The 19,097-nt window shown below is 53.6% G+C and carries 17 protein-coding genes; 8 read left to right on the top strand and 9 right to left on the bottom strand.

Annotation, left to right across the window (positions count from 1 at the left end; all coding sequences use genetic code 11):
- Nucleotides 1-258 precede the first annotated feature (258 nt).
- Both KF947_RS03540 and phaC read left to right on the top strand, forming a co-directional pair.
- Complete coding sequence (locus KF947_RS03540) at nucleotides 259-669, top strand: phasin family protein (protein WP_007113285.1); 411 nt, start codon at nucleotides 259-261, stop codon at nucleotides 667-669.
- A 118-nt stretch (nucleotides 670-787) separates the two neighbouring features.
- Entirely contained in the window at nucleotides 788-2,707 is a 1,920-nt protein-coding gene (gene phaC, locus KF947_RS03535; protein ID WP_227405460.1) for a class I poly(R)-hydroxyalkanoic acid synthase, read from the top strand.
- A gap of 255 nt (nucleotides 2,708-2,962) precedes the next feature.
- Here phaC and ahpF read toward each other — a convergent pair whose 3' ends face one another.
- Both ahpF and ahpC read right to left on the bottom strand, forming a co-directional pair.
- Nucleotides 2,963-4,519: an alkyl hydroperoxide reductase subunit F gene (gene ahpF, locus KF947_RS03530; protein WP_227405459.1), complete on the bottom strand. Its 1,557-nt coding sequence runs from the start codon at nucleotides 4,517-4,519 to the stop codon at nucleotides 2,963-2,965.
- A gap of 173 nt (nucleotides 4,520-4,692) precedes the next feature.
- On the bottom strand, nucleotides 4,693-5,256 hold the full coding sequence (gene ahpC / locus KF947_RS03525) for an alkyl hydroperoxide reductase subunit C (protein ID WP_064233589.1): 564 nt from the start codon (nucleotides 5,254-5,256) through the stop codon (nucleotides 4,693-4,695).
- 406 nt (nucleotides 5,257-5,662) lie between these two features.
- Here ahpC and KF947_RS03520 point away from each other — a divergent pair, with 406 nt between their 5' ends.
- The 4 genes from KF947_RS03520 (at nucleotide 5,663) to KF947_RS03505 (ending at nucleotide 9,853) form a co-directional block, all read left to right on the top strand.
- Nucleotides 5,663-6,766, top strand: coding sequence for a polyamine ABC transporter substrate-binding protein (locus KF947_RS03520; RefSeq protein WP_227405458.1), 1,104 nt, complete (start codon nucleotides 5,663-5,665; stop codon nucleotides 6,764-6,766).
- A 101-nt stretch (nucleotides 6,767-6,867) separates the two neighbouring features.
- Nucleotides 6,868-8,049: an ABC transporter ATP-binding protein gene (locus KF947_RS03515; protein WP_133732800.1), complete on the top strand. Its 1,182-nt coding sequence runs from the start codon at nucleotides 6,868-6,870 to the stop codon at nucleotides 8,047-8,049.
- A gap of 68 nt (nucleotides 8,050-8,117) precedes the next feature.
- A complete protein-coding gene (locus KF947_RS03510) occupies nucleotides 8,118-9,026 on the top strand; it encodes an ABC transporter permease subunit (protein ID WP_133732799.1) in 909 nt (302 codons plus the stop codon).
- Nucleotides 9,026-9,853: an ABC transporter permease subunit gene (locus tag KF947_RS03505; protein WP_227405457.1), complete on the top strand. Its 828-nt coding sequence runs from the start codon at nucleotides 9,026-9,028 to the stop codon at nucleotides 9,851-9,853. The genes KF947_RS03510 and KF947_RS03505 overlap by 1 nt, the downstream gene beginning before the upstream one ends.
- 6 nt (nucleotides 9,854-9,859) lie before the next feature.
- Here the strand turns inward: KF947_RS03505 and KF947_RS03500 are convergent, their stop codons facing one another.
- Nucleotides 9,860-10,069 carry a CPXCG motif-containing cysteine-rich protein gene (locus tag KF947_RS03500; RefSeq protein WP_088700406.1) on the bottom strand — a complete coding sequence of 70 codons (210 nt, stop codon included), beginning with the start codon at nucleotides 10,067-10,069 and terminating at the stop codon, nucleotides 9,860-9,862.
- A gap of 147 nt (nucleotides 10,070-10,216) precedes the next feature.
- Between KF947_RS03500 and KF947_RS03495 the strand changes: the two genes are divergently transcribed.
- The gene (locus KF947_RS03495; RefSeq protein WP_022522778.1) at nucleotides 10,217-10,645 is read left to right on the top strand and encodes a DUF3617 domain-containing protein; all 429 of its coding nucleotides are present in this window, start codon (nucleotides 10,217-10,219) and stop codon (nucleotides 10,643-10,645) included.
- Between the two features lie 93 nt (nucleotides 10,646-10,738).
- Here KF947_RS03495 and KF947_RS03490 read toward each other — a convergent pair whose 3' ends face one another.
- Both KF947_RS03490 and KF947_RS03485 read right to left on the bottom strand, forming a co-directional pair.
- Complete coding sequence (locus KF947_RS03490) at nucleotides 10,739-13,873, bottom strand: efflux RND transporter permease subunit (RefSeq protein ID WP_227405456.1); 3,135 nt, start codon at nucleotides 13,871-13,873, stop codon at nucleotides 10,739-10,741.
- Nucleotides 13,873-14,955: an efflux RND transporter periplasmic adaptor subunit gene (locus KF947_RS03485; RefSeq protein WP_319796390.1), complete on the bottom strand. Its 1,083-nt coding sequence runs from the start codon at nucleotides 14,953-14,955 to the stop codon at nucleotides 13,873-13,875. Before KF947_RS03485 ends, KF947_RS03490 begins: the two co-directional genes overlap by 1 nt.
- 135 nt (nucleotides 14,956-15,090) lie before the next feature.
- Between KF947_RS03485 and KF947_RS03480 the strand changes: the two genes are divergently transcribed.
- The gene (locus KF947_RS03480) at nucleotides 15,091-16,275 is read left to right on the top strand and encodes an NAD(P)/FAD-dependent oxidoreductase (RefSeq protein ID WP_227405454.1); all 1,185 of its coding nucleotides are present in this window, start codon (nucleotides 15,091-15,093) and stop codon (nucleotides 16,273-16,275) included.
- 535 nt (nucleotides 16,276-16,810) lie between these two features.
- On the opposite strand, the gene KF947_RS03475 is transcribed toward KF947_RS03480, so the two are convergent.
- From KF947_RS03475 to KF947_RS03460, 4 genes are all read right to left on the bottom strand, one after another.
- Nucleotides 16,811-17,122, bottom strand: a complete 312-nt coding sequence (locus KF947_RS03475) for a YqjK family protein (protein ID WP_133732793.1) — start codon at nucleotides 17,120-17,122, stop codon at nucleotides 16,811-16,813.
- On the bottom strand, nucleotides 17,097-17,501 hold the full coding sequence (locus KF947_RS03470; RefSeq protein ID WP_071693730.1) for a phage holin family protein: 405 nt from the start codon (nucleotides 17,499-17,501) through the stop codon (nucleotides 17,097-17,099). The genes KF947_RS03475 and KF947_RS03470 overlap by 26 nt, the downstream gene beginning before the upstream one ends.
- Nucleotides 17,501-17,833 carry a DUF883 family protein gene (locus KF947_RS03465; RefSeq protein WP_227405453.1) on the bottom strand — a complete coding sequence of 111 codons (333 nt, stop codon included), beginning with the start codon at nucleotides 17,831-17,833 and terminating at the stop codon, nucleotides 17,501-17,503. Before KF947_RS03465 ends, KF947_RS03470 begins: the two co-directional genes overlap by 1 nt.
- 114 nt (nucleotides 17,834-17,947) lie before the next feature.
- The gene (locus KF947_RS03460; RefSeq protein WP_227405452.1) at nucleotides 17,948-18,979 is read right to left on the bottom strand and encodes a phospholipase A; all 1,032 of its coding nucleotides are present in this window, start codon (nucleotides 18,977-18,979) and stop codon (nucleotides 17,948-17,950) included.
- Nucleotides 18,980-19,097 lie beyond the last annotated feature (118 nt).

Here is a 19,097-nt window from a genome sequence, read left to right as displayed (position 1 = left end):
ACGTGGAGACGTTTTTGTAATAGTAGGCTGTTGCAACATGGGGTTTCGCAGCATGAGGTCGTCGCAACGTAGGTTTGTGCAGCGTCACTGAAGTCAGTATTACTGAATACGGCTACTTAAAACAGTGTCGCTGTTGCAATGCAGCATGCCAGGGACTACTCTTTTTGCAGTGCAGCAAATCAAGGTAAGGCAAGACAAGCTACATCACGATGAGTCACTCCAAGGCTCATGCCAAGGAACTAAACAGGAGCAGACACTATGCAAGACAATATGATGGACGCCTTCAACGCCCAAACTAAGCAAATGTTTGAGCCAATGCGTAAAATTAATTCGCTGATGCTCAACAACATGGAAAAAATGACCCAGTATCAGCTGGAAGCTATGAAGCGTTACAGCCAGATGGGTACAGAGCGCATTCGTAGCGCCACTGAAATTCAAGACGCAGAAAGCCTGCGTGATTTCGGCACCAAGCAAGCTGAAATGATGAACGAGCTGTCTCAGCAAATGCAGGAAGACGCGCGCGTCATGAGCGAAATGAGCCTGCAGTTTAAGTCTGAAATGGAAAAAATGTTCAGCGAAGCCGGTCAGCAAATGTCCGAGCAAGCCAAGGCTGCTACCAAAAGCGAGCAACCTGCCAAAGCCTCTAGTCAGTCATCGCGCAAAAGCTGATTAGTGAACTCATCGCGGCGCCCAAGGGCGCCGCGATGCATTTATAAGCTTTAATTTATATATGCTTACGTAGCCAAAGCGGTCGGTGCGCCCGAAGATAGGCGTAGGGAGAATAAGTATGCAGTCAGCGTGGCACAATCCGTTCCAGGCAATATCACAAGGGCTTTCTGACAGCCTGTCTGAAGGGCTTTCTCAAGGACTTTCTCAAGGGCTACCTGAAGGGTTATCCCCAGCGGAAATTGAAACCTGGAATAATCAGCTTAAAGAGATTAGCGAACAGTACCAAGGATTGATGCAGGATCTGCTTTCCCGTATTGCGCCGAGCGAAGCCGCCGACTCAATTTATAGTGATATGCGTGAAAGCTTTGAAGCGGGTGCGCAGTCATTGATGCAAAACCCGACGCTGCTGTGGGAAACCCAGAACCGTCTGCTTCAAGACCAGTGGCTATTATGGCAGCAAGCTCTACGTGGCATGGCTGGCGAACAAATGACGCCGCTGATTACCCCGGCCAAAAGTGACCGTCGTTTCAAAGATGAAGCCTGGACTCAGGATCCGCACTACATGGCCATTATGCAGCAGTACTTACTGTTCTCGCAGATGGTGGAAGAGCTGGTTGAGAGCTTAAGTGGATTGGATGAAACCCAGAAGCGTAACTTGATGTTTTATGCGCGCCAGTTGGTTAACGCGATGGCGCCCACTAACTTTATAACCACCAATCCAGAGGTCATGCGGCGCACTGTTGAAACCCGTGGTCAAAACCTAGTGGATGGTCTGGCCCGCCTACGTGAAGATTTAGGTAACTCTGGTGAAGGCATTAATGTCCGCATGACAGACCGCGCCGCCTTTGGCGTGGGCGAAAACATAGCGGTAACGCCCGGTTCAGTGGTGTATGAAAACGAACTGATTCAGTTGATCCAATACACGCCAACGACGGAAAAGACCTTTAAAACGCCATTGCTAATGGTGCCGCCGTGGATCAATAAGTACTACATTCTCGATCTGCGTGAAGATAATTCCATGGTTAAGTGGCTAGTGGATCAGGGCCATACGGTGTTCCTGATCTCCTGGCGTAATCCTGGCCCGGAGCAGCGCGACATTACCTGGGCCGACTATATGCAGATGGGGCCGATTAGCGCGATAGAAGCTATCGAGCAGGCCTGCGGCGAGAAGTCGGTTAATCTCCTCAGCTACTGTGTCGGCGGCACGTTAACGGCATCTACGGTAGCGTATCTCACCAGTACCCGCCGTGGGCGAAAAGTAAAGTCGGTGACCTATATGGCCACGCTGCAGGATTTCCGTGATCCTGGCGACATTGGCGTATTTCTTAATGAGCGGGTGGTTGAAGGCATTGAGCAAACTCTTGAAGCGAAGGGCTACCTTGATGGGCGCTCGATGGCCTACACCTTCAACTTGCTACGTGAGAATGATCTGTTTTGGTCGTTCTACATTAATAACTACTTGAAGGGTGAGACGCCCGCTGCCTTTGATCTGCTCTACTGGAATACCGATGGTACTAATTTAACCGCAGGTACTCATGCCTGGTATTTACGCCATATGTACTTAGAGAACCGCTTGGTTGAGCCCGGTGGCATTGAGCTGGATGGGGTGAAAATTGATCTGCGTAAGGTCTCGGTGCCCAGCTACTTTGTGTCCACCAAAGAAGACCATATCGCCAAGTGGAACAGTACTTACTACGGGGCCTTGCTTCCCAAGGGGCCGGTCACTTTTGTGTTAGGTGGCTCGGGGCATATCGCAGGTATCGTCAACCCGCCCCATAAAAACAAATACGGTTACTGGACTAACGACACACTGCCCGAAAGCCATGAGGAGTGGCTTGCAAGTGCTACGGCTCAGGAAGGTTCCTGGTGGCCTCACTGGCAGGCGTGGATGACCGACAATGGCTATGCCGATAGCGAAAAAATGGTGCCTGTGCGTCAACCTGGGGAGGGTGAACTTAACATCATTGAGCCTGCGCCTGGCCGCTATGTGAAGACGACAATTCCTGAGGTGTTGGGAGAGATTCCATCTTCGTCTTAAGGGGCAGGGAATAGCCTAAGGTTCGCACGCTAAAGTCTTCTGCCGAAATTCTATTGTAGGAGGGCGCTACTTATTAGCGCGCGAGGGGTGCCAAAGGCACCCCTTAGTTTCATCAGGCTGGGAGCTTGAGTGGTCGCGAGCTAAAGCTGCCTCCCACTGGTGCTTCAATCAGGTTGGGAGAAAGCTACCTGCCATCCAAAAACCCACTGTTGTAACAGTGGGCTTTAGTTTTAGTGTGGTTTTTAATAATAGCCTTTAATTACGAATCAAGTAGTCGAAAGCACCCAGCGATGCCTTGGCGCCTTCGCCCATGGCAATGATGATCTGCTTGTAGGGCACGGTAGTTACATCGCCTGCGGCGAAGACGCCGGGCACGGACGTCATACCGTGAGCATCGACGATGATCTCACCGCGGGGCGTCATTTCAATCGGAGAACCTTTCAACCACTCGGTGTTAGGTACCAGACCAATCTGAACAAAAATACCTTCCAGCGCGATGGATTTGCTCTCGTCAGACGTGCGGTCTTTATAGTTTAAACCATTCACACGGCTGCCATCGCCCGTCACTTCGGTGGTTTGTGCGTTGAGAATAATATCGACATTAGGCAGGCTCTTGAGCTTTTTCTGCAGCACTGCATCGGCGCGCATCTCACCCATAAACTCTACGAGCGTGACATGGCCGACAATACCCGCCAGATCGATCGCCGCTTCAACGCCAGAGTTACCGCCGCCGATCACCGCTACCCGTTTACCTTTGAACAGCGGGCCGTCACAGTGAGGGCAGTAGGCCACCCCTTTATTGCGGTACTGCTGTTCGCCGGGCACATTCATTTCGCGCCAGCGGGCGCCCGTCGCCAGTACCAGGGTTTTGCTCTTAAGCGTTGCACCCGACTCAAAGGTGACTTCGTGCAGCCCGCCTTCAGCCTCGGCTGCTTTGAACGCCGTGGCAAGCTGCAGGTTCATGACATCGACTTCGTAATCTTTTACGTGCTCTTCAAGCGCGCTAACCAGCTTGGGGCCTTCGGTATGGGAGACGGAGATAAAGTTTTCAATTCCCATGGTGTCAGCCACCTGACCACCGAAACGCTCAGCGGCAATGCCGGTGTTAATACCTTTACGTGCTGAGTAAATGGCGGCCGCCGCGCCTGCCGGGCCACCACCAATGACGAGCGTATCGAAAGCGGCTTTCTCGTTGAGCTTTTTGGCATCGCGTTCGGCGGCACCAGTGTCAACCTTGGCCAAAATTTGCTCAAGGGTCATGCGGCCTTGGTCGAACGGCTTACCGTTCAAATAGATGCTTGGCACCGACATGATTTCCCGCGACTCAACTTCGTCCTGAAACAGTGCACCGTCGATAGCGACGTGACGAACGTTCGGGTTGAAGATAGCCATGAGGTTAAGCGCTTGAACCACGTCAGGGCAGTTCTGGCACGAGAGCGAGTAGTAAGTTTCGAAAAGCATCTCGCCATCGAGAGCTTTGATCTGGTCGAGTAGCTCAGCAGACGTTTTAGGTGGATGGCCGCCGACTTGCAGCAGTGCCAACACCAGCGAGGTGAACTCGTGGCCCATGGGGATGCCGGCAAACACCACGCCAGTCTCTTCACCCGGGCGGTTAATCGCAAACGATGGCGTGCGGGCGTCCTGACCATCGCTGTATAGGGTAATCTTATCGCTCAGGCTGCTGATTTCCTCAAGCAGGCCGAGAAGTTCTTGTGACTTGGCACCGTCATCGAGGGAGGCAACGATCTCGAACGGCTGAGTCACTTTTTCCAGATACGCTTTTAACTGGGATTTTAAATTGGCGTCCAGCATGACAGTAGCTTCCTCGCAAGTAACAGACGTATTAAATACACGCGTGTGACGGCGCTAATCATTAATAATTTAAAACTGTTTTAAAACAGAACGCCCGGGCGAAACCCGGGCGTTGAACCTGCACGCTCTTGCGCCACGCAAATAAGAGCAAGCGCGTGAAAGCCGTAGGCGGTTTAGATTTTGCCTACAAGATCCAGTGAAGGTGCGAGCGTTTCTTCGCCTTCTTTCCATTTGGCCGGGCATACTTCGTTCGGGTTGGCACGAACGTATTGAGCGGCTTTCACTTTACGCAGCAGCTCTTCGGCGTTACGGCCGATATTGCCAGCGTTGATTTCGACAATTTGGATTTTACCGTCTGGGTCGACAACGAATGTGCCGCGCTCAGCAAGACCCGCGTCTTCAATCAAGACTTCGAAGTTACGTGAAATCCGTAGCGTCGGATCGGCGATCATTGGGTACTGCAGCTTGCCGATGGTCTCTGAGCTGTCGTGCCATGCTTTGTGAGTGAAGTGGGTATCGGTTGAAACGCTGTAGATCTCAACGCCCAGCTTTTTGAACTCGGCATAGTGATCGGCCAAATCGCCCAGCTCAGTGGGGCAAACAAAGGTAAAATCGGCCGGGTAGAAGAAGAAAATAGACCACTGGCCTTGCAGATCCGCTTCAGTCACATCGACGAATTCGCCATTCAGGTAAGCAGTGGCTTTAAACGGTTTTACTTCAGTGTTGATCAAGGACATTCAGATAATCTCCAGTTGTCATGAGTGAAGGGTTCATAAAGTAGTGCTAATGCTAACGGCTAGCGACTAATGTCTAAAATTAAAAAAAGCCATCCAGCCAATAGCATTGCCCTATTGGCGTACTACAAAAACCTATTTTGCTAGCTACTTAATGGGGTCGGTAGGGCAAAATACAAGAATTTTTCACATTGGCTTGCGGTAGGCGTCACTGCACCGCAAAATTCGCACGTTCAGTATTATGGCCTACGCTATTGTTAGCCGCTGAGGGCTGTTGCCGGCAGCAGCAGGGCGCACTTGGTATGAAGACCCTTGGCAAAACATTTGGCTGAATTGTTTAGTGAATGCTGAATTGTTTAGTGAATGCTGAATTGTTTAATGACTAGTTGAGACAACAGGAGCAGTGATAATGGGGAACATCCACAAACTTTCCGCGGCCGTTGCGGCTATCTCATTCGTCGCAGCGGCTAGCGCTGCCCAAGCCGAAGAGGTGCGGGTATTTAACTGGTCAGACTACATTGCCCCGGAAACGCTGGAAAAATTTACCGAGCGCACCGGCATTGAAGTGACTTATGACGTTTATGACAGCAATGAAATTTTGGATGCTGCACTGCTCGCCGGGCGTTCCGGCTACGATGTAGTAGTACCTTCTACCTACTATTTCACCCGCCAAGTGAAAGCCGGTGTTTTTCAGCCGCTTAACCATGAGCTGCTGCCCAATTTAGATAACCTTAACCCCGAACTGATGGCCAACCTGGAAACCATCGACGCCGGTAGCGAATACTCGGTTCCTTATATGTGGGGCACTAATGGGATCGGCTATAACGTTGACCGGGTAAAAGAAATTTTGGGTGATGATGCGCCGGTAGATAGCTGGGCACTACTGTTTGATCCTGAAATAACCGCCGCATTGAGCGAAGCGGGCTGCGGCTTGTCGATGCTGGACTCTGCCGATGAAATGCTTTCGCCCGCCATGGCTTACCTGGGTTTAGACCCCCTGAGTGAAAATCTGGACGATATTGAAGCGGCTGGCGAACTGATTGCCGACGTTCGCGACGACATGACCTATTTTCACTCTTCTCGCTATGTGTCCGATCTGGCGAATGGTGATATCTGCGTAGCCGCTGGCTATTCCGGTGATGTATTCCAGGCCGCTGATCGTGCCGAAGAAGCTGGGCGTGATTTCTCCATCGCTTATAGCATTCCTAAAGAAGGCGCTGCCCTCTGGTTCGATATGATGGCAGTGCCCGCCGATGCGCCGAATACTGAAAACGCTCACGCCTTTATCAACTTTATCCTCGACCCGGAAATCGCCGCTGAAATTACCGAGTACGTGCGTTATGCCAATCCTAACGCGGCAGCCGATGAGTACCTCTCTGATGAAATTATCAATGATCCGGCTATTTACCCGGAAACCGAGGTCATGCAAAACCTATACGTGCAGGCTGAAAAGCCTCAAGATGTGCTGCGTGCACGTACGCGCATTTGGAACCGCGTAAAGTCTGGTCGTTAAACCGACATTTATCCGACGGCGAGTCTGGGGTTAATTCTCTATGGCTCGCTGCTCATCTTTTTTAATGCCCGGATTGCCGGGCCTTTTGATGGGAGTGGCGAATGGTCACTACGCCCCTGTCGAACGAGCCTTCATCTGCTTCGCCAATCACTCCTTCTTCGTCACGACCCCAGGGCAAAACCCCGCGGTTTGCTGAAGATGTGGTGCTGGAAGTGAAACGTTTAAGCAAACGGTTTGATGATGCGCTGGCGGTGGATGATGTCAATTTGCAGGTTAAGCGCGGGGAAATTTTCGCGCTATTGGGTGGTTCCGGGTCAGGTAAATCAACCCTACTGAGGATGTTGGCGGGCTTTGAGACGCCCTCCGAAGGCCGTATTTTATTAGACGGTGAAAATATCACCGCTATGCCTCCGCACAAGCGGCCTATCAATATGATGTTCCAGTCCTATGCGCTATTTCCGCATATGACGGTGGCGCAGAATATTGCCTTTGGCTTAAAGCAGGATAAGCTCCCCAAAGCGGATATCGACGCTCGCGTCGCGCAAATGTTGAAACTGGTGCATATGGAGCGCTTTGCCAAGCGCAAGCCGCATCAGCTCTCTGGCGGCCAGCGCCAGCGAGTAGCATTGGCCCGTTCGCTGGCCAAGCGGCCTAAGCTGTTACTGTTAGACGAGCCCATGGGCGCATTGGATAAAAAGCTGCGCACTGAAATGCAGCTTGAAGTGGTTGAGATCATCGAGCAGGTGGGGGTGACCTGCATTATGGTCACCCACGACCAGGAAGAGGCGATGACCATGGCCGACCGTGTGGCGATCATGGCCGATGGCTGGATCGAGCAAATAGGTTCGCCGATCGATATTTATGAAAGCCCTGTGAGCCGCATGGTGGCGGAATTCGTCGGCACGGTGAATCTTTTTGAAGGCGAAATTATCGAAGACGCTGCCGACCACTGCCGTATCGCCGCTCCCGCGCTCGAGCGGCCCATCTATATTGACCACGGTATTACCACACAAGCGTCGAATCGGCGGGTTTGGGTCGCACTGCGCCCTGAGAAGATTTGGCTCACTCGTGAAAAGCCCACTACGGAGTACAACTGGGCGGCTGGCAAGGTGGATGATATTGCTTATTTAGGCGGTTTCTCGCTCTACTACGTGCGCACCCAATCGGGCCAAATCATTAAAGTCAGTATGGCCAATACCGAGCGTCGCGGTGATCGACCCACCTGGGAAGACAGTGTGTATGTCTACTGGGAAGATCACAGTACGATTGTTTTGAACCGCTAGCGTCTTGAGCTGCTAACGCTTTGAATTGCGATAGTGATGCATTCCTTACCGCGAGGAGACTGCCTTTAATGAAGTTATCTCGTTCTTCAGCACTGCTCAAACGCTTGCAGCTGGGGCGCCGAGCAGTGATCGCGTTTCCGCTCGTGTGGCTGACGCTGTTTTTTTTACTGCCCTTTGCGCTGGTGCTCAAAATCAGCCTTTCCGAAGCGGCGATTGCGATTCCGCCCTATGGCCCGCTGCTTGAGTACGCCGATCAGACGCTGCATGTCTTTCTTAATCTGGGTAATTATCTCTTTCTGCTCTCAGATTCGTTGTACATCGCCGCCTATTGGGGCTCGGTGAAAACGGCGTTTATTGCCACGCTGGCCTGTTTGTTGCTCGGTTACCCGATGGCGTATGCCATGGCCCGGGCACCGGCCCGCTGGCAGTTGCTGTTACTGCTGTTGGTCATGCTGCCCTCATGGACGTCGTTTTTGATTCGTGTCTATGCCTGGATGGGAATTCTAAGCAACAGTGGGTTAATCAATAACCTGTTGATAGGGATTGGCCTGATTGATTCGCCGCTGCGCATGATGAATACCCAGTTCTCAGTGACTATTGGCATTGTTTACGCCTACTTGCCGTTCATGGTACTGCCGCTATATGCCCACTTAACGCGCATGGATAACTCGTTGCTAGAGGCCGCTGCAGATCTTGGCTCGCGCAAGCTCAATACCTTTATCAAAGTCACCTTGCCGCTCTCTACGGGCGGCATCGTGGCCGGTTCGATGCTGGTGTTCATTCCTGCGGTAGGGGAGTTTGTGATTCCTGAACTGCTGGGTGGTCCAGACACGTTAATGATCGGCAAAGTGCTGTGGGAGGAGTTCTTCCTTAACCGCGACTGGCCGGTGGCGTCGGCGCTGGCGATGGTAATGCTACTGCTTTTACTGGTGCCGATTGTCTGGTTTCATCGTTACCAGTCCAAGGAGCTTGAATAATGAGCATGCGACGGCCGAACTTCTCGACGGTCATGCTGGTGCTTGGTCTGCTATTTCTTTACCTGCCGATGTTTGTGCTGGTGGTGTATTCGTTTAACGCATCGAAGCTGGTCACGGTGTGGGCGGGGTTCTCCACCCAGTGGTACGGCGAGCTGTTTCGAGATCAGCAGATTTTGTCGGCGGTGTGGACAAGCCTGCGCATCGCGTTTTTCGCTGCCAGCATGGCGGTTTGTCTTGGCACCGTGGCAGCCTTTGTAATGACGCGCTATGGCCACTTCTGGGGCAAAACGGCATTGTCGAGTATGGTCACGGCGCCGCTGGTAATGCCCGAAGTCATCACCGGTCTTTCGCTACTGCTGCTATTTGTGCAGATGGCGCAGATTACCGGCTGGCCAGCCGACCGGGGCATGGCGACCATTTGGATTGCCCACACCACTTTTTGCAGTGCCTATGTAGCGGTCGTGGTGGCTGCGCGACTGCGGGAAGTGGATCACTCCATTGAAGAGGCCGCTATGGATTTGGGCTCACCTCCAGTGAAAACCTTCTTCTCTATCACGCTGCCGATCATTACCCCCGCGTTGGCAGCAGGCTGGCTGCTGGCGTTTACCCTCTCCCTGGATGACCTGGTGATCGCCAGCTTTGTTTCCGGCCCAGGGGCCAATACGCTGCCGATGGTGGTGTTTTCGTCGGTGCGCATGGGGGTGTCGCCGAAGATCAATGCGCTTGCTACATTGATTATCCTAACGGTATCGCTGGCGACACTGTTGGCGTGGTTTTTCATGCGGCGTAATGAGACCCGGCGGAAGGCTGCTCTACGAGACGTTTAGATCAAGCTATAGCACATCGTCGTCGCGCCCAGCGACGACGCTTTCAAGTTCTCCGCTCATCGGTGAGACGATGATCTGAAGCTGGATGGGCGCGCAGCATTGATGGCAATCCTCCCAGGTATCGTGACTGCCTTGTGACGTATCAATCAGGAAGGTCAGCGGCGAATCGCAGTAGGGGCAGTGGAAGTCATAATTGACCAGGGCGTCGTCTTGCATTGTTGGCTACCTTGTATAGCGGATGCGCTAAATCAGTTTCTTACCCCTTGAGTGTAGCAGTGTGATCCTCGGGTAGGGCATCGTGGGGTTGAATCAGGTAGGATATCCCAGGATTTAAGTTCCCAAAGCAACGCAGCGAGAGTAGCGATGATGTTACGTAACATGGCAGTAGCGGCCCTAGTGGCCTTTCCGATGGTCGCGTTGGCTGAAACCCCCAATGTCACCGCTGGTGAGTGGGAGTTTGTGAGCAAAACCAGCGTCACCGGCGAAATGGAAATTCCGGATCAAACGGAAACCGAGCGCCAGTGTATTAGTCAGGAAGAGCTTGAGGGAGCTGAATTTGGCTTCATCGAGGAAGAGGAAGGCTGTGAACTGCTCGACCAGGAGCTGAATGCAGACGGTCTAAGCTACAGCATGGTGTGTCGCGCTGAGGGTGGTGAAGCCACCATCGATGGCGAAATGCGTTTTATGGGCGAGCGTATCGAAGGCAGCGTCGATATCCTTACCCAGTCACCCATGGGTGAACTCAGCATGAATACCGTGATTGAAGGCGAGTACCTTGGCGAGTGTGAGTAATTACTGCCTCTTAGTTAATAATTAATTTGTTAATAACTAACCGGTAGCTCACCAAAAGGGCGTCCCATTGGGGCGCCCTTTTGGTTTGTCGTTTTATGAATCTGGTGCGCTTCCTGGCGCGTTAGCAATTTCCTCCTCCAACTGCCGCTTAACTGCACCTGGCGAACCCGTGTGACGCGCGAGTAGATCGTATGCGACGGGCACGACAAACAGCGTAAACAGCGTGGCCGAGCCGACGCCCGCCATAATTACTGTGCCGATCACCAGGCGCGACTCAGCCCCCGGCCCTGTCGAGACAATCAGCGGTATGGCGCCGGCCATGGTGGTCACGGCGGTCATTAAGATAGGTCTTAAGCGCGTCACAGAGGCTTCAATCAACGCCGCACGAAAGGCTTTACCCTCGTCGCGCAGCTGGTTGGCAAACTCGACAATTAGAATGCCGTTTTTCGCCGCCAGCCCAATCAACAGCACCAAGCCAACTTGGCTGTAGATATTAAGCGACTGACCGCTTAGCAGCAGGGCGAGGAGCGCGCCGCTCATTGCGAGTGGCACCGTGAGCATAATCACAAAGGGATGGATCAGGCTCTCGAACTGCGCTGCCAGCACCAAAAAGACCACTAGCGCGCCCAGTATCAGCAGGAACGCGGTGGCGCCGCTGGCCTCTTGGAAATCCCGTGAGGCGCCTGCCAAATTGGTTTGTGTTTCTTCCGGCAGTAGCTCCGCGGCGCTCTGCTCTAAGTAGGCCAAGGCTTCGCCGAGAGGGTAGCTATCCGCCAGATTGGCTTCAATGGTAATCGCCCGTATACGGTCAAAGCGATTCAGGGTGCTGGCGCCAGCAAAGTCGGAGAGTGTGACCAGGCTGGCCAGGGGGATCAGCTCACCTGTGCGAGCAGATCGCACCTGAATGTTATCCAACGCCCTGGGGCTGTTTTGGCTGCCGCGGTCACCTTCCAAAATGACGTCGTACTCTTCACCGTCATCCACGTAGCGAGTGACGTTACGGCCACCTAACAGCACTTCAAGCGTTCTGCCGATCTCGGTAACCGTAACACCCAGCGAAGCAGCGCGCTCGTAGTCAATGTCGACTCTTAGCTGCGGCTGGGTTTCGTTGTAATTGCTCTCCAGTGCCATCAAGCGCGGGTTGTTTTCACGCACATGATCGATCAGCGTATCCCGCCAGCGGGCAAGCTCTTCGTAAGTCCCACCACCCAGCACAAACTGCACCGGCTTTTGGGTACGCTGCCCAAACCCCTGGCGCATTACCGGGAAGGCTTGTACTCCTGGCAACGTACGCAGCTTTTCGCGTACTTCGCCCATGATCTCCCAGGCACTGCGTCGACTGCCCCAGTCGGCCATATTGACGATAATAAAGCCGCTATTGAAGTTCTCGATGTTGCCGTAGCCACGAGGGGCGCGAACGACGACGCGCTCCAGCTCACCGCTCTCTACCAATGGTGTCATCCGCGCTTCGATCTCATCCATATAGTCCATCATGTAGTCGAAGGTGGCGCCTTCAGGGCCATTCACTAATACGATAAAGTTACCGCGATCCTCCTGAGGCGTGTATTCGTTGGGCAGTACCGTGGCCAGCCAGGCGGTGGCTCCAATCAGCAATACAAACGCCGTGACCACCAGCCAGCGCATTTTGAGCATCCACTCTAACGAGGCCTGATAGAGACGTTGAGTGCCGCTGAGAAGCCACTGCACGGCTTTGCCAATCCGGCTGTCGTGCATGCCCGGCTTAAGAATTTTAGACGCCATCATCGGCGTAAGCGTCAGTGCCAGCAGCGTAGAGACTACCACCGCGGCGGCCATGGTCAGCGCGAACTCGGAAAATAGTCGGCCAATATCGCCTTGCAACATGCTGAGCGGCAGGAAAACCGCCACCAACACCAGGGTGGTGGCGATAACTGCAAAAGCGATTTGCCGGGTACCGCGAAAGGCGGCGACTAGCGGTGTCTCGCCGTAGTCGTGCATACGCCGGTTTATATTTTCAAGCACGACGATGGCATCATCGACAATCAGGCCGATCGCCAGCACCAGCGCCAGCAGCGTTAGCAGGTTGATTGAGAAATTCATCGCGGCCAGAGCAGTAAAGGCGCCAATAACGGCTATCGGAACGGTTACCGCGGGCACCAGAGTGGTGCGCAAATTGCCCAAAAACATAAAGATCACCACCACCACCAAGCCCATGGCGATAAACAACGTCATAACGACCTGCTCAATCGCCCCGGAGACGAACAGCGAGGCATCGTAGTTAAGGCTCAGTGACATCCCTTCAGGTAGCGTACCTTGCAGGCGTTCAAGTTCGACCTGAACGGCTTCGGAGAGCTCTATGACGTTGGCCGTCGACTGCATGATCATACCCAGGCCGACCATGGGGATGCCGTTAGAGCGGAAGACAGAACGATCCTCCACAGCGCCGACTTCTACTCTTGCTACGTCAGCAAGGCGCACCAGATAGCCGTTTACCTCTTGGTTTTGAGGAGAGCTGAGGGCGAGACGCTGAAAATCTTCGGCGCTGGCAAAACTGCGGGGAAGGCGGACAATAAACTGCCGATCTTCGGATTCAAGCGAGCCTGCCGGTAGCTCTACGTTCTCTGCCCTTAGTGCGTCTTCGATATCGCTAACGGTGAGTCCCCGTGCGGCCAAGGCATTGCGATCCAGCCACACCCGCATGGCGTAGTCACTGCCGCCGCCAACACGCACCCGTGCTACCCCTGGCTGAACGGAAAGGCTGTCGACCAGAAAGCGGTTAGCGTAGTCGGTCAGCTCGGTGATGGAGTAGTCTTCGCCGGAAAGACTTAGCCACACCACTATCTCTTCGCTGCTATCGGCTTTGGTGACCTCTGGGTTGTCAGCGTCGTCGGGTAGGTTGCGCAGCGCGCCGGAGATACGGTCGCGAATGTCATTGGCGGCGGCATTGATATCCATATCGATGCCAAATTCGATTTCGATCTGAGAGCGACCATCCTCGCTTTGCGAGGTAATCAGCTCAATGCCTTCAACGCCTGCAATGCGGTCTTCTAATACCTGGGTAATCCGTGTTTCGACGACGCTTGCCGAGGCGCCGGGGTAGCGGGTATCGATGGTGACCACTGGCGGGTCGATGGTGGGGTACTCTTGTAGCGGCAGACGATTGAGCGCCAGTAGGCCAAAGGCAATAATCAGCGCCGCGATCACCATCGCCAATACCGGTCGCTGTACAGAGATATCCGATAAACGCATTAGCGGTCGGCCTCCAGCAGCGCTCGTATACCGGTCTCGTCATCGGCGATCCCAATTAACCTGGCTTCCTGCCCATCACGGGCTAGCTGTAGGCCATGAAAGACAATTAAATCGTTGGCGGCGAGTCCCTCGAGAATTTCCACCTCGCCATTGCGACGCTCGCCAATCGCTACTTCGCGACGTGCCAAGCGTGTGCTGCCTTCACTCTGTTCAATTAACATCACGAAGTGACGGTCACCGCTAGGCTCTATGGCCGCCTCAGGGATAACCACCGTATCGCGTACGCGCTGTTGAACGATCACTTCCATCAGCATGCCAGGGCGCAGGCGGCCATCGGTATTCTCGAGATCAGCGCGGACGCTTACGCTGCGCGTGACTGGATCCACCCGTGTGCCGATGGTGGCAATTTCACCGCTAAAGAGGGCGTCAGGGTAAGCGGCAGTCGTGGCGTTGAGCATCAAGCCTGGCGAGAGGCGGCCAAGAAATACTTCGGGAACGCTGAAGTCGAGCTGCATGACATCCAATTTATCGAGCGTCACCAGATCCATGCCTGGGGTGACCAGAGCGCCAATACTGATATTGCGAAAGCCGACACGGCCGCTGAAGGGCGCTTTTATCTGGTAATTGGCCAACTCCGCTTCAATCGCTTGTATATCGGCATCTGCCTGGCGCAGCCGTGATTGGCTATCTTCTACATCGGCCCGGGCCGCCAGGTTGCGTTCTTGCAGCTGGGAAGCGCGATTTGAAGCGTTGCGCCGCTCTTCGCGAAGTGCCTGGGACGCCCTCAACTGCGCCTGCTCTTCGGCATCCTCCAGACGAATAAGCAGTTGCCCCTCTTCGACCTGCTCGCCGTCACGGAAATTGATCTCGGCAACGATGTCCGTGACGGTAGCCGATAGCGTGACGCTCTCATCGGCACGAAGGGTACCTAAGGCTTCTAGTGGATCCGACCAGGTCGTCACGATCGCGCGGGTGCCGATGACTGAGGGCGCTGATTGGGCCAACGCCACGCAGGAAAGTAGAAGGGTGAGAGGCACGAGTGTGAGTCGCAACAGCCGTCGTCGGTGGAAGGGCAAAAGCATAGGGTTCTCAGCGTTAGATAATATTTATACAATTATTGTATAGGGTAATTTGGCTATATAATAATTTTTAAGTGCGACCCTGTTAGAATGCCTGCCTTTTACGGCGGGAGTCGCCCTCAATATGAGCTGTTCATTATGATCTATGACGTTGTCATCATCGGTGCTGGCGCCGCTGGTTTAATGTGCGCAGCCCAAGCGGGCTATGCCGGAAAACGGGTCTTAGTGCTTGATCATGCTAACAAAGCGGGCAAGAAGATTCTCATGTCCGGGGGCGGCCGCTGCAACTTTACCAATCTTGGCACAACGCCACAGCACTTTTACTCTTCAAATCCTTACTTTTGTATTTCGGCGCTCAAACGTTACCGCCCTGAGCACTTTGTTGAGCTGGTAGAGCGCCATGGCGTTGAACATGTTGAGAAAACGCCGGGTCAGCTATTCTGTGCAACCTCGGCTAAAGAGATTGTCCATACGCTACTGACCGAGTGTGAATGGGCCGGGGCTGAAATCAGGCTCAGCACCCAGGTTACCCGCGTGGAGCAACAGGGCAGTGCCATGCGGCTAACGACTTCGATAGGTAAAATCGATGCCGGGGTGGTCGTCATCGCGAGCGGTGGACTTTCCATTCCGAGCATGGGCGCGACAGGGTTTGGCTACGACATAGCCCGCCAATTTGGTCTAGAGGTATTCGCTACGCGACCCGGGCTGGTGCCGTTTACCTTAAGCGATACTTGGAAAGCGCGCGCAGCTGAGCTCTCTGGTTTGAGTGTACCAGTGGCCGTTAGTGCTGGCAGTCGCCGCTTTGTGGATCCTATGCTGTTTACCCATCGTGGCTTGTCTGGGCCGGCGATGCTGCAGATATCCAGCGTTTGGCAGCCAGGGGAGAGCATTAATATTGATCTGCTGCCCAATGAAAACGTGGCGGAATCGCTGCGCTATGCACGCCAAGAGACGCCTAAGCGTCAGCTCTCGACATGGCTTGGCGAACGCTTCCCGAAACGCTTCGCGCAAGCACTGCTGGAGTGGTATCCCGACCATGACTTGGCGCAGCCCCTGGCTCAGTATGCTAATGCTGCACTGGATGAGTGGGCGCAAAGACTCAACGCCTGGCAACTGAAGCCAGCGGGAACAGAAGGTTGGCGTACCGCAGAGGTGACCATGGGCGGGGTCAATACCGATGCGATTTCGTCCAAAACCTTTGAGGTTAAAGGCTTGCCGCAGTTGCGCTTTATTGGTGAAGTATTGGATGTAACGGGAGAGTTAGGCGGGTATAACTTTCAGTGGGCGTGGGCGAGCGGCGTCGCCTGCGGGCAGTCCTGCTAGGCTTTGCCTGAAAACTAGCTGCGCTTGGCCATACTTCGTTAAAAATGGCTATTCGTTAGCTTATGCAGGTTGACTATCTTTAGCCATCATCAGACCCACTATTCAGGCTAATATCACTAAGCAAGCTGTATATTGTAGGAGGCCGCTTCCAGCGGTTCGACACTTCGACGAAGGGTGCCCTATAGGCACCCCTTAGTTCCATAAGGCTGAGAGCTATTGTGGGAGGCCGCTTCAGCGGGCGAAGGGTGCTGCAAGCACCCCTTAGCTTCATCATGCTGGTAGCCTGAACATTCGCGAGCTAAAGCTCCCTCCCACCGGAGCTACTATCAAGCTGGTGGTGGAAGGCCGCTTTAGCGGCGGTTCGACACTTCGACGAAGGGTGCACTAGGCACCCCTTAGTTCCATAAGGCTGAGAGCTTGAGTGGTCGCGAGCTAAAGCTGCCTCCTACCGGAGCTACTATCAAGCTGGTAGCCTAGCCTTCGCTCGCAGCCTTTTTAGATAAAGCCTGACAGCAAGTAAGGTAGATTAATAAAATTAACTAGCCACTTTGGCTAATAATTTAAGTTTCTTGAGTAGCATATAGCCCGCAAGCGCTTTTCTGCCTGCCGCCATTGCACCACCTGGATGGCGCATCAGCTTAAATGCGGCAAAGCCGCCAACTGCGTAGAGAGGCAGCTTGAAGCTTTGCCAGTTTCTATCCAGTGGTGAAGCGGCCTGCTGTAAAAATTCGCTATCGACCAAAATATCCACGCGCTGCTGCTCTAGCTCGGCTAACAAAAGCGCTTTGCGCTCAGCGCGGCTGAGCGGTTTTGTTGGTGGCTTAGCGGTGTCTGCGGATGGTTTCATCACTTGGCTCCTCAAGCAGTGCTCGATCAGCAGCAAGCTGTTTGAGTGTTTCTTTTAACAGAGAGTGTTGCTTGGATTGGCGAATCGCAATAACCGCGAGTAGCAAACTGGCACCGATCAACACACCAGCGCTGATGGCAATGGCCGTTAAGCGGTAGGTATCCCAGAATAGAACGACGACCAGTGCCGTCAGTGTGGCAATACCTAATAAGAGGAGCAGTAAGCTTGCTCCTGCCAGCAGCAGTAGAACCAGTAAGCGTGCACGCTCCTCCTCTAACTCAAACACCGCCAAACGCAGGCGGGTTTCGCTATTAGCAATCAGCGATTTCAGTAAGCGTTTGGCGGCAGAGAAGACGCGTTGGGTGGGACCCAAAGCCATTAGCGACGACCGAGCAGCATACCCACAACCATACCTGCTGCGGCACCAATACCTATGCTTGTCCAGGGGTTTTCATGGACATAACGGTCACACGCATCGACCTGGTGAGTCAGCGAGTCGCGAGTTTCGTCATAAATGCGCTCGCCACGAGCTTCAAGGCGTGCACGGGTGTCCTTTAAACGGCGTTCGGCGCGAGTACGAAGATCGTTCATCTCTCCGCTGGCATCTTTAGCGGTCGCGTTGACCAGCTCTTCAACGGTTTCACTCAAGTGACGCAGATCATCTTTGAGTTGATCGGCTTGAGTAGAGTAAGTGGGTTGACGTTTAGCCATGGAGTCTTCCTTTGACGAGTGAATGATGGGGCTGCTAACTATTAGTTACTGTAATTAGCTACTGCCTACAAGCACAAGCATAGCAGCCACCTAGCAACAGACAAGCAAATGCGCCTATCGGTTCAGCCCTGTGGCACTAAATAAGGGATTTAAACTAAACCCAAGGCTCAAGCGGTGCACGCGGTGATCATAGTCGATCATGCTTTCACCATATCCGTAGTAGTACTGTACATGTGCTCGCAAGCTGTTGAAAGCGGGCCAGCTGTAATCAATTTGAGTGCCGATATTGCCTGCGCTGGGGTTGCCGCGTAACTGGCCGCTCACTTCATGGTTATTATTGAGGCGCTTGGCGAGGCGAATGTCGCCGTATCCCATGTAGCGTTCGATGTCAGGGTTGTCGTCGTCCTCCCCGGACTCAGGTATCCGCCAATGGGGAGCCAGGGTGAACGCCCAGTCGCCACGTTGGAAGGTGCTTTCAAGATACACTCGGTTCCAACTACGTGAGAGCGGATCCGAGCGACCATTCGACTGATGGTTAAGGGAGATTCGGTTACGGGTATTTACCCAGCCCAGTACACTCCAGGCATTGTCAAAATCAATAAACACTTCCGGCTCGTAATTGGTTTCCCGAAAGGGTGATGAGGCGTCGGTATTATAAGCCTGCCACCAGCTGCGCTGGGTGTAGCCAAAGTAGACGTCGCCGTAGTTACCGAATACCTGCTCAGCCAGATTAACCTTGGCGCTGAATTGGAATTTCAGTTCCACATCACTCACTTCGCCATCGTCAGAGATATTGCGGAAGCTTTCTCGGTTCTGGTTGGTATTAAAGCTAACCGGAAACAGATAGTTGGTGCGGTGGGTGGTAATTGCAAACGGGTTGCGGCTTGATTCCTGTTCAAGTTCGCGGCGCTCGCTCAAATCCTCCCGGGCAGCTTCTTCAGGCAACTGTTCAAACGGTATGCCTTGCGAGGCTTCTTCGGGATTTTCTATCTGCTGCAACTGTTGATGCAGATCATACAGCTCGGCATTGAGGGCACGGATACGCGCCTCAATCTCTTGTTGAGACTCGGCAACGGCATTCACACTAAACGTTGCAAGGCTCAGCAGAACAATAAATTTCGTCAACGGCAGTTTTCGGGTGACCATCAAGGTGACTCGCAAAATGAAGGAATAGGCAAATGCCAAGCTTGTTTCTATCACGCCGCCTGCGGAAGTCAACACCTCTGATTGCGCTGACCATCAGAACGCCTGACAATAACCTCAT

Origin of the sequence: Halomonas sp. FeN2, from assembly GCF_020595105.1 — a bacterium.
Classification (GTDB): Bacteria; Pseudomonadota; Gammaproteobacteria; order Pseudomonadales; family Halomonadaceae; genus Vreelandella; species Vreelandella neptunia.
This window is presented reverse-complemented; position numbering and strand designations above follow the sequence as displayed.

Coding starts and splice junctions, on each gene's coding strand:
- KF947_RS03475 (WP_133732793.1), bottom strand. CDS start 17,122: ATGAAACCATCCGCAGACACCGCTAAGCCACCAACAAAACCGCTCAGC.
- KF947_RS03520 (WP_227405458.1), top strand. CDS start 5,663: ATGGGGAACATCCACAAACTTTCCGCGGCCGTTGCGGCTATCTCATTC.
- KF947_RS03515 (WP_133732800.1), top strand. CDS start 6,868: ATGGTCACTACGCCCCTGTCGAACGAGCCTTCATCTGCTTCGCCAATC.
- ahpF (WP_227405459.1), bottom strand. CDS start 4,519: ATGCTGGACGCCAATTTAAAATCCCAGTTAAAAGCGTATCTGGAAAAA.
- KF947_RS03465 (WP_227405453.1), bottom strand. CDS start 17,833: ATGGCTAAACGTCAACCCACTTACTCTACTCAAGCCGATCAACTCAAA.
- KF947_RS03495 (WP_022522778.1), top strand. CDS start 10,217: ATGATGTTACGTAACATGGCAGTAGCGGCCCTAGTGGCCTTTCCGATG.
- KF947_RS03500 (WP_088700406.1), bottom strand. CDS start 10,069: ATGCAAGACGACGCCCTGGTCAATTATGACTTCCACTGCCCCTACTGC.
- KF947_RS03490 (WP_227405456.1), bottom strand. CDS start 13,873: ATGCGTTTATCGGATATCTCTGTACAGCGACCGGTATTGGCGATGGTG.
- KF947_RS03510 (WP_133732799.1), top strand. CDS start 8,118: ATGAAGTTATCTCGTTCTTCAGCACTGCTCAAACGCTTGCAGCTGGGG.
- ahpC (WP_064233589.1), bottom strand. CDS start 5,256: ATGTCCTTGATCAACACTGAAGTAAAACCGTTTAAAGCCACTGCTTAC.
- KF947_RS03470 (WP_071693730.1), bottom strand. CDS start 17,501: ATGGCTTTGGGTCCCACCCAACGCGTCTTCTCTGCCGCCAAACGCTTA.
- KF947_RS03480 (WP_227405454.1), top strand. CDS start 15,091: ATGATCTATGACGTTGTCATCATCGGTGCTGGCGCCGCTGGTTTAATG.
- KF947_RS03505 (WP_227405457.1), top strand. CDS start 9,026: ATGAGCATGCGACGGCCGAACTTCTCGACGGTCATGCTGGTGCTTGGT.
- KF947_RS03460 (WP_227405452.1), bottom strand. CDS start 18,979: ATGGTCACCCGAAAACTGCCGTTGACGAAATTTATTGTTCTGCTGAGC.
- KF947_RS03540 (WP_007113285.1), top strand. CDS start 259: ATGCAAGACAATATGATGGACGCCTTCAACGCCCAAACTAAGCAAATG.
- phaC (WP_227405460.1), top strand. CDS start 788: ATGCAGTCAGCGTGGCACAATCCGTTCCAGGCAATATCACAAGGGCTT.
- KF947_RS03485 (WP_319796390.1), bottom strand. CDS start 14,955: ATGCTTTTGCCCTTCCACCGACGACGGCTGTTGCGACTCACACTCGTG.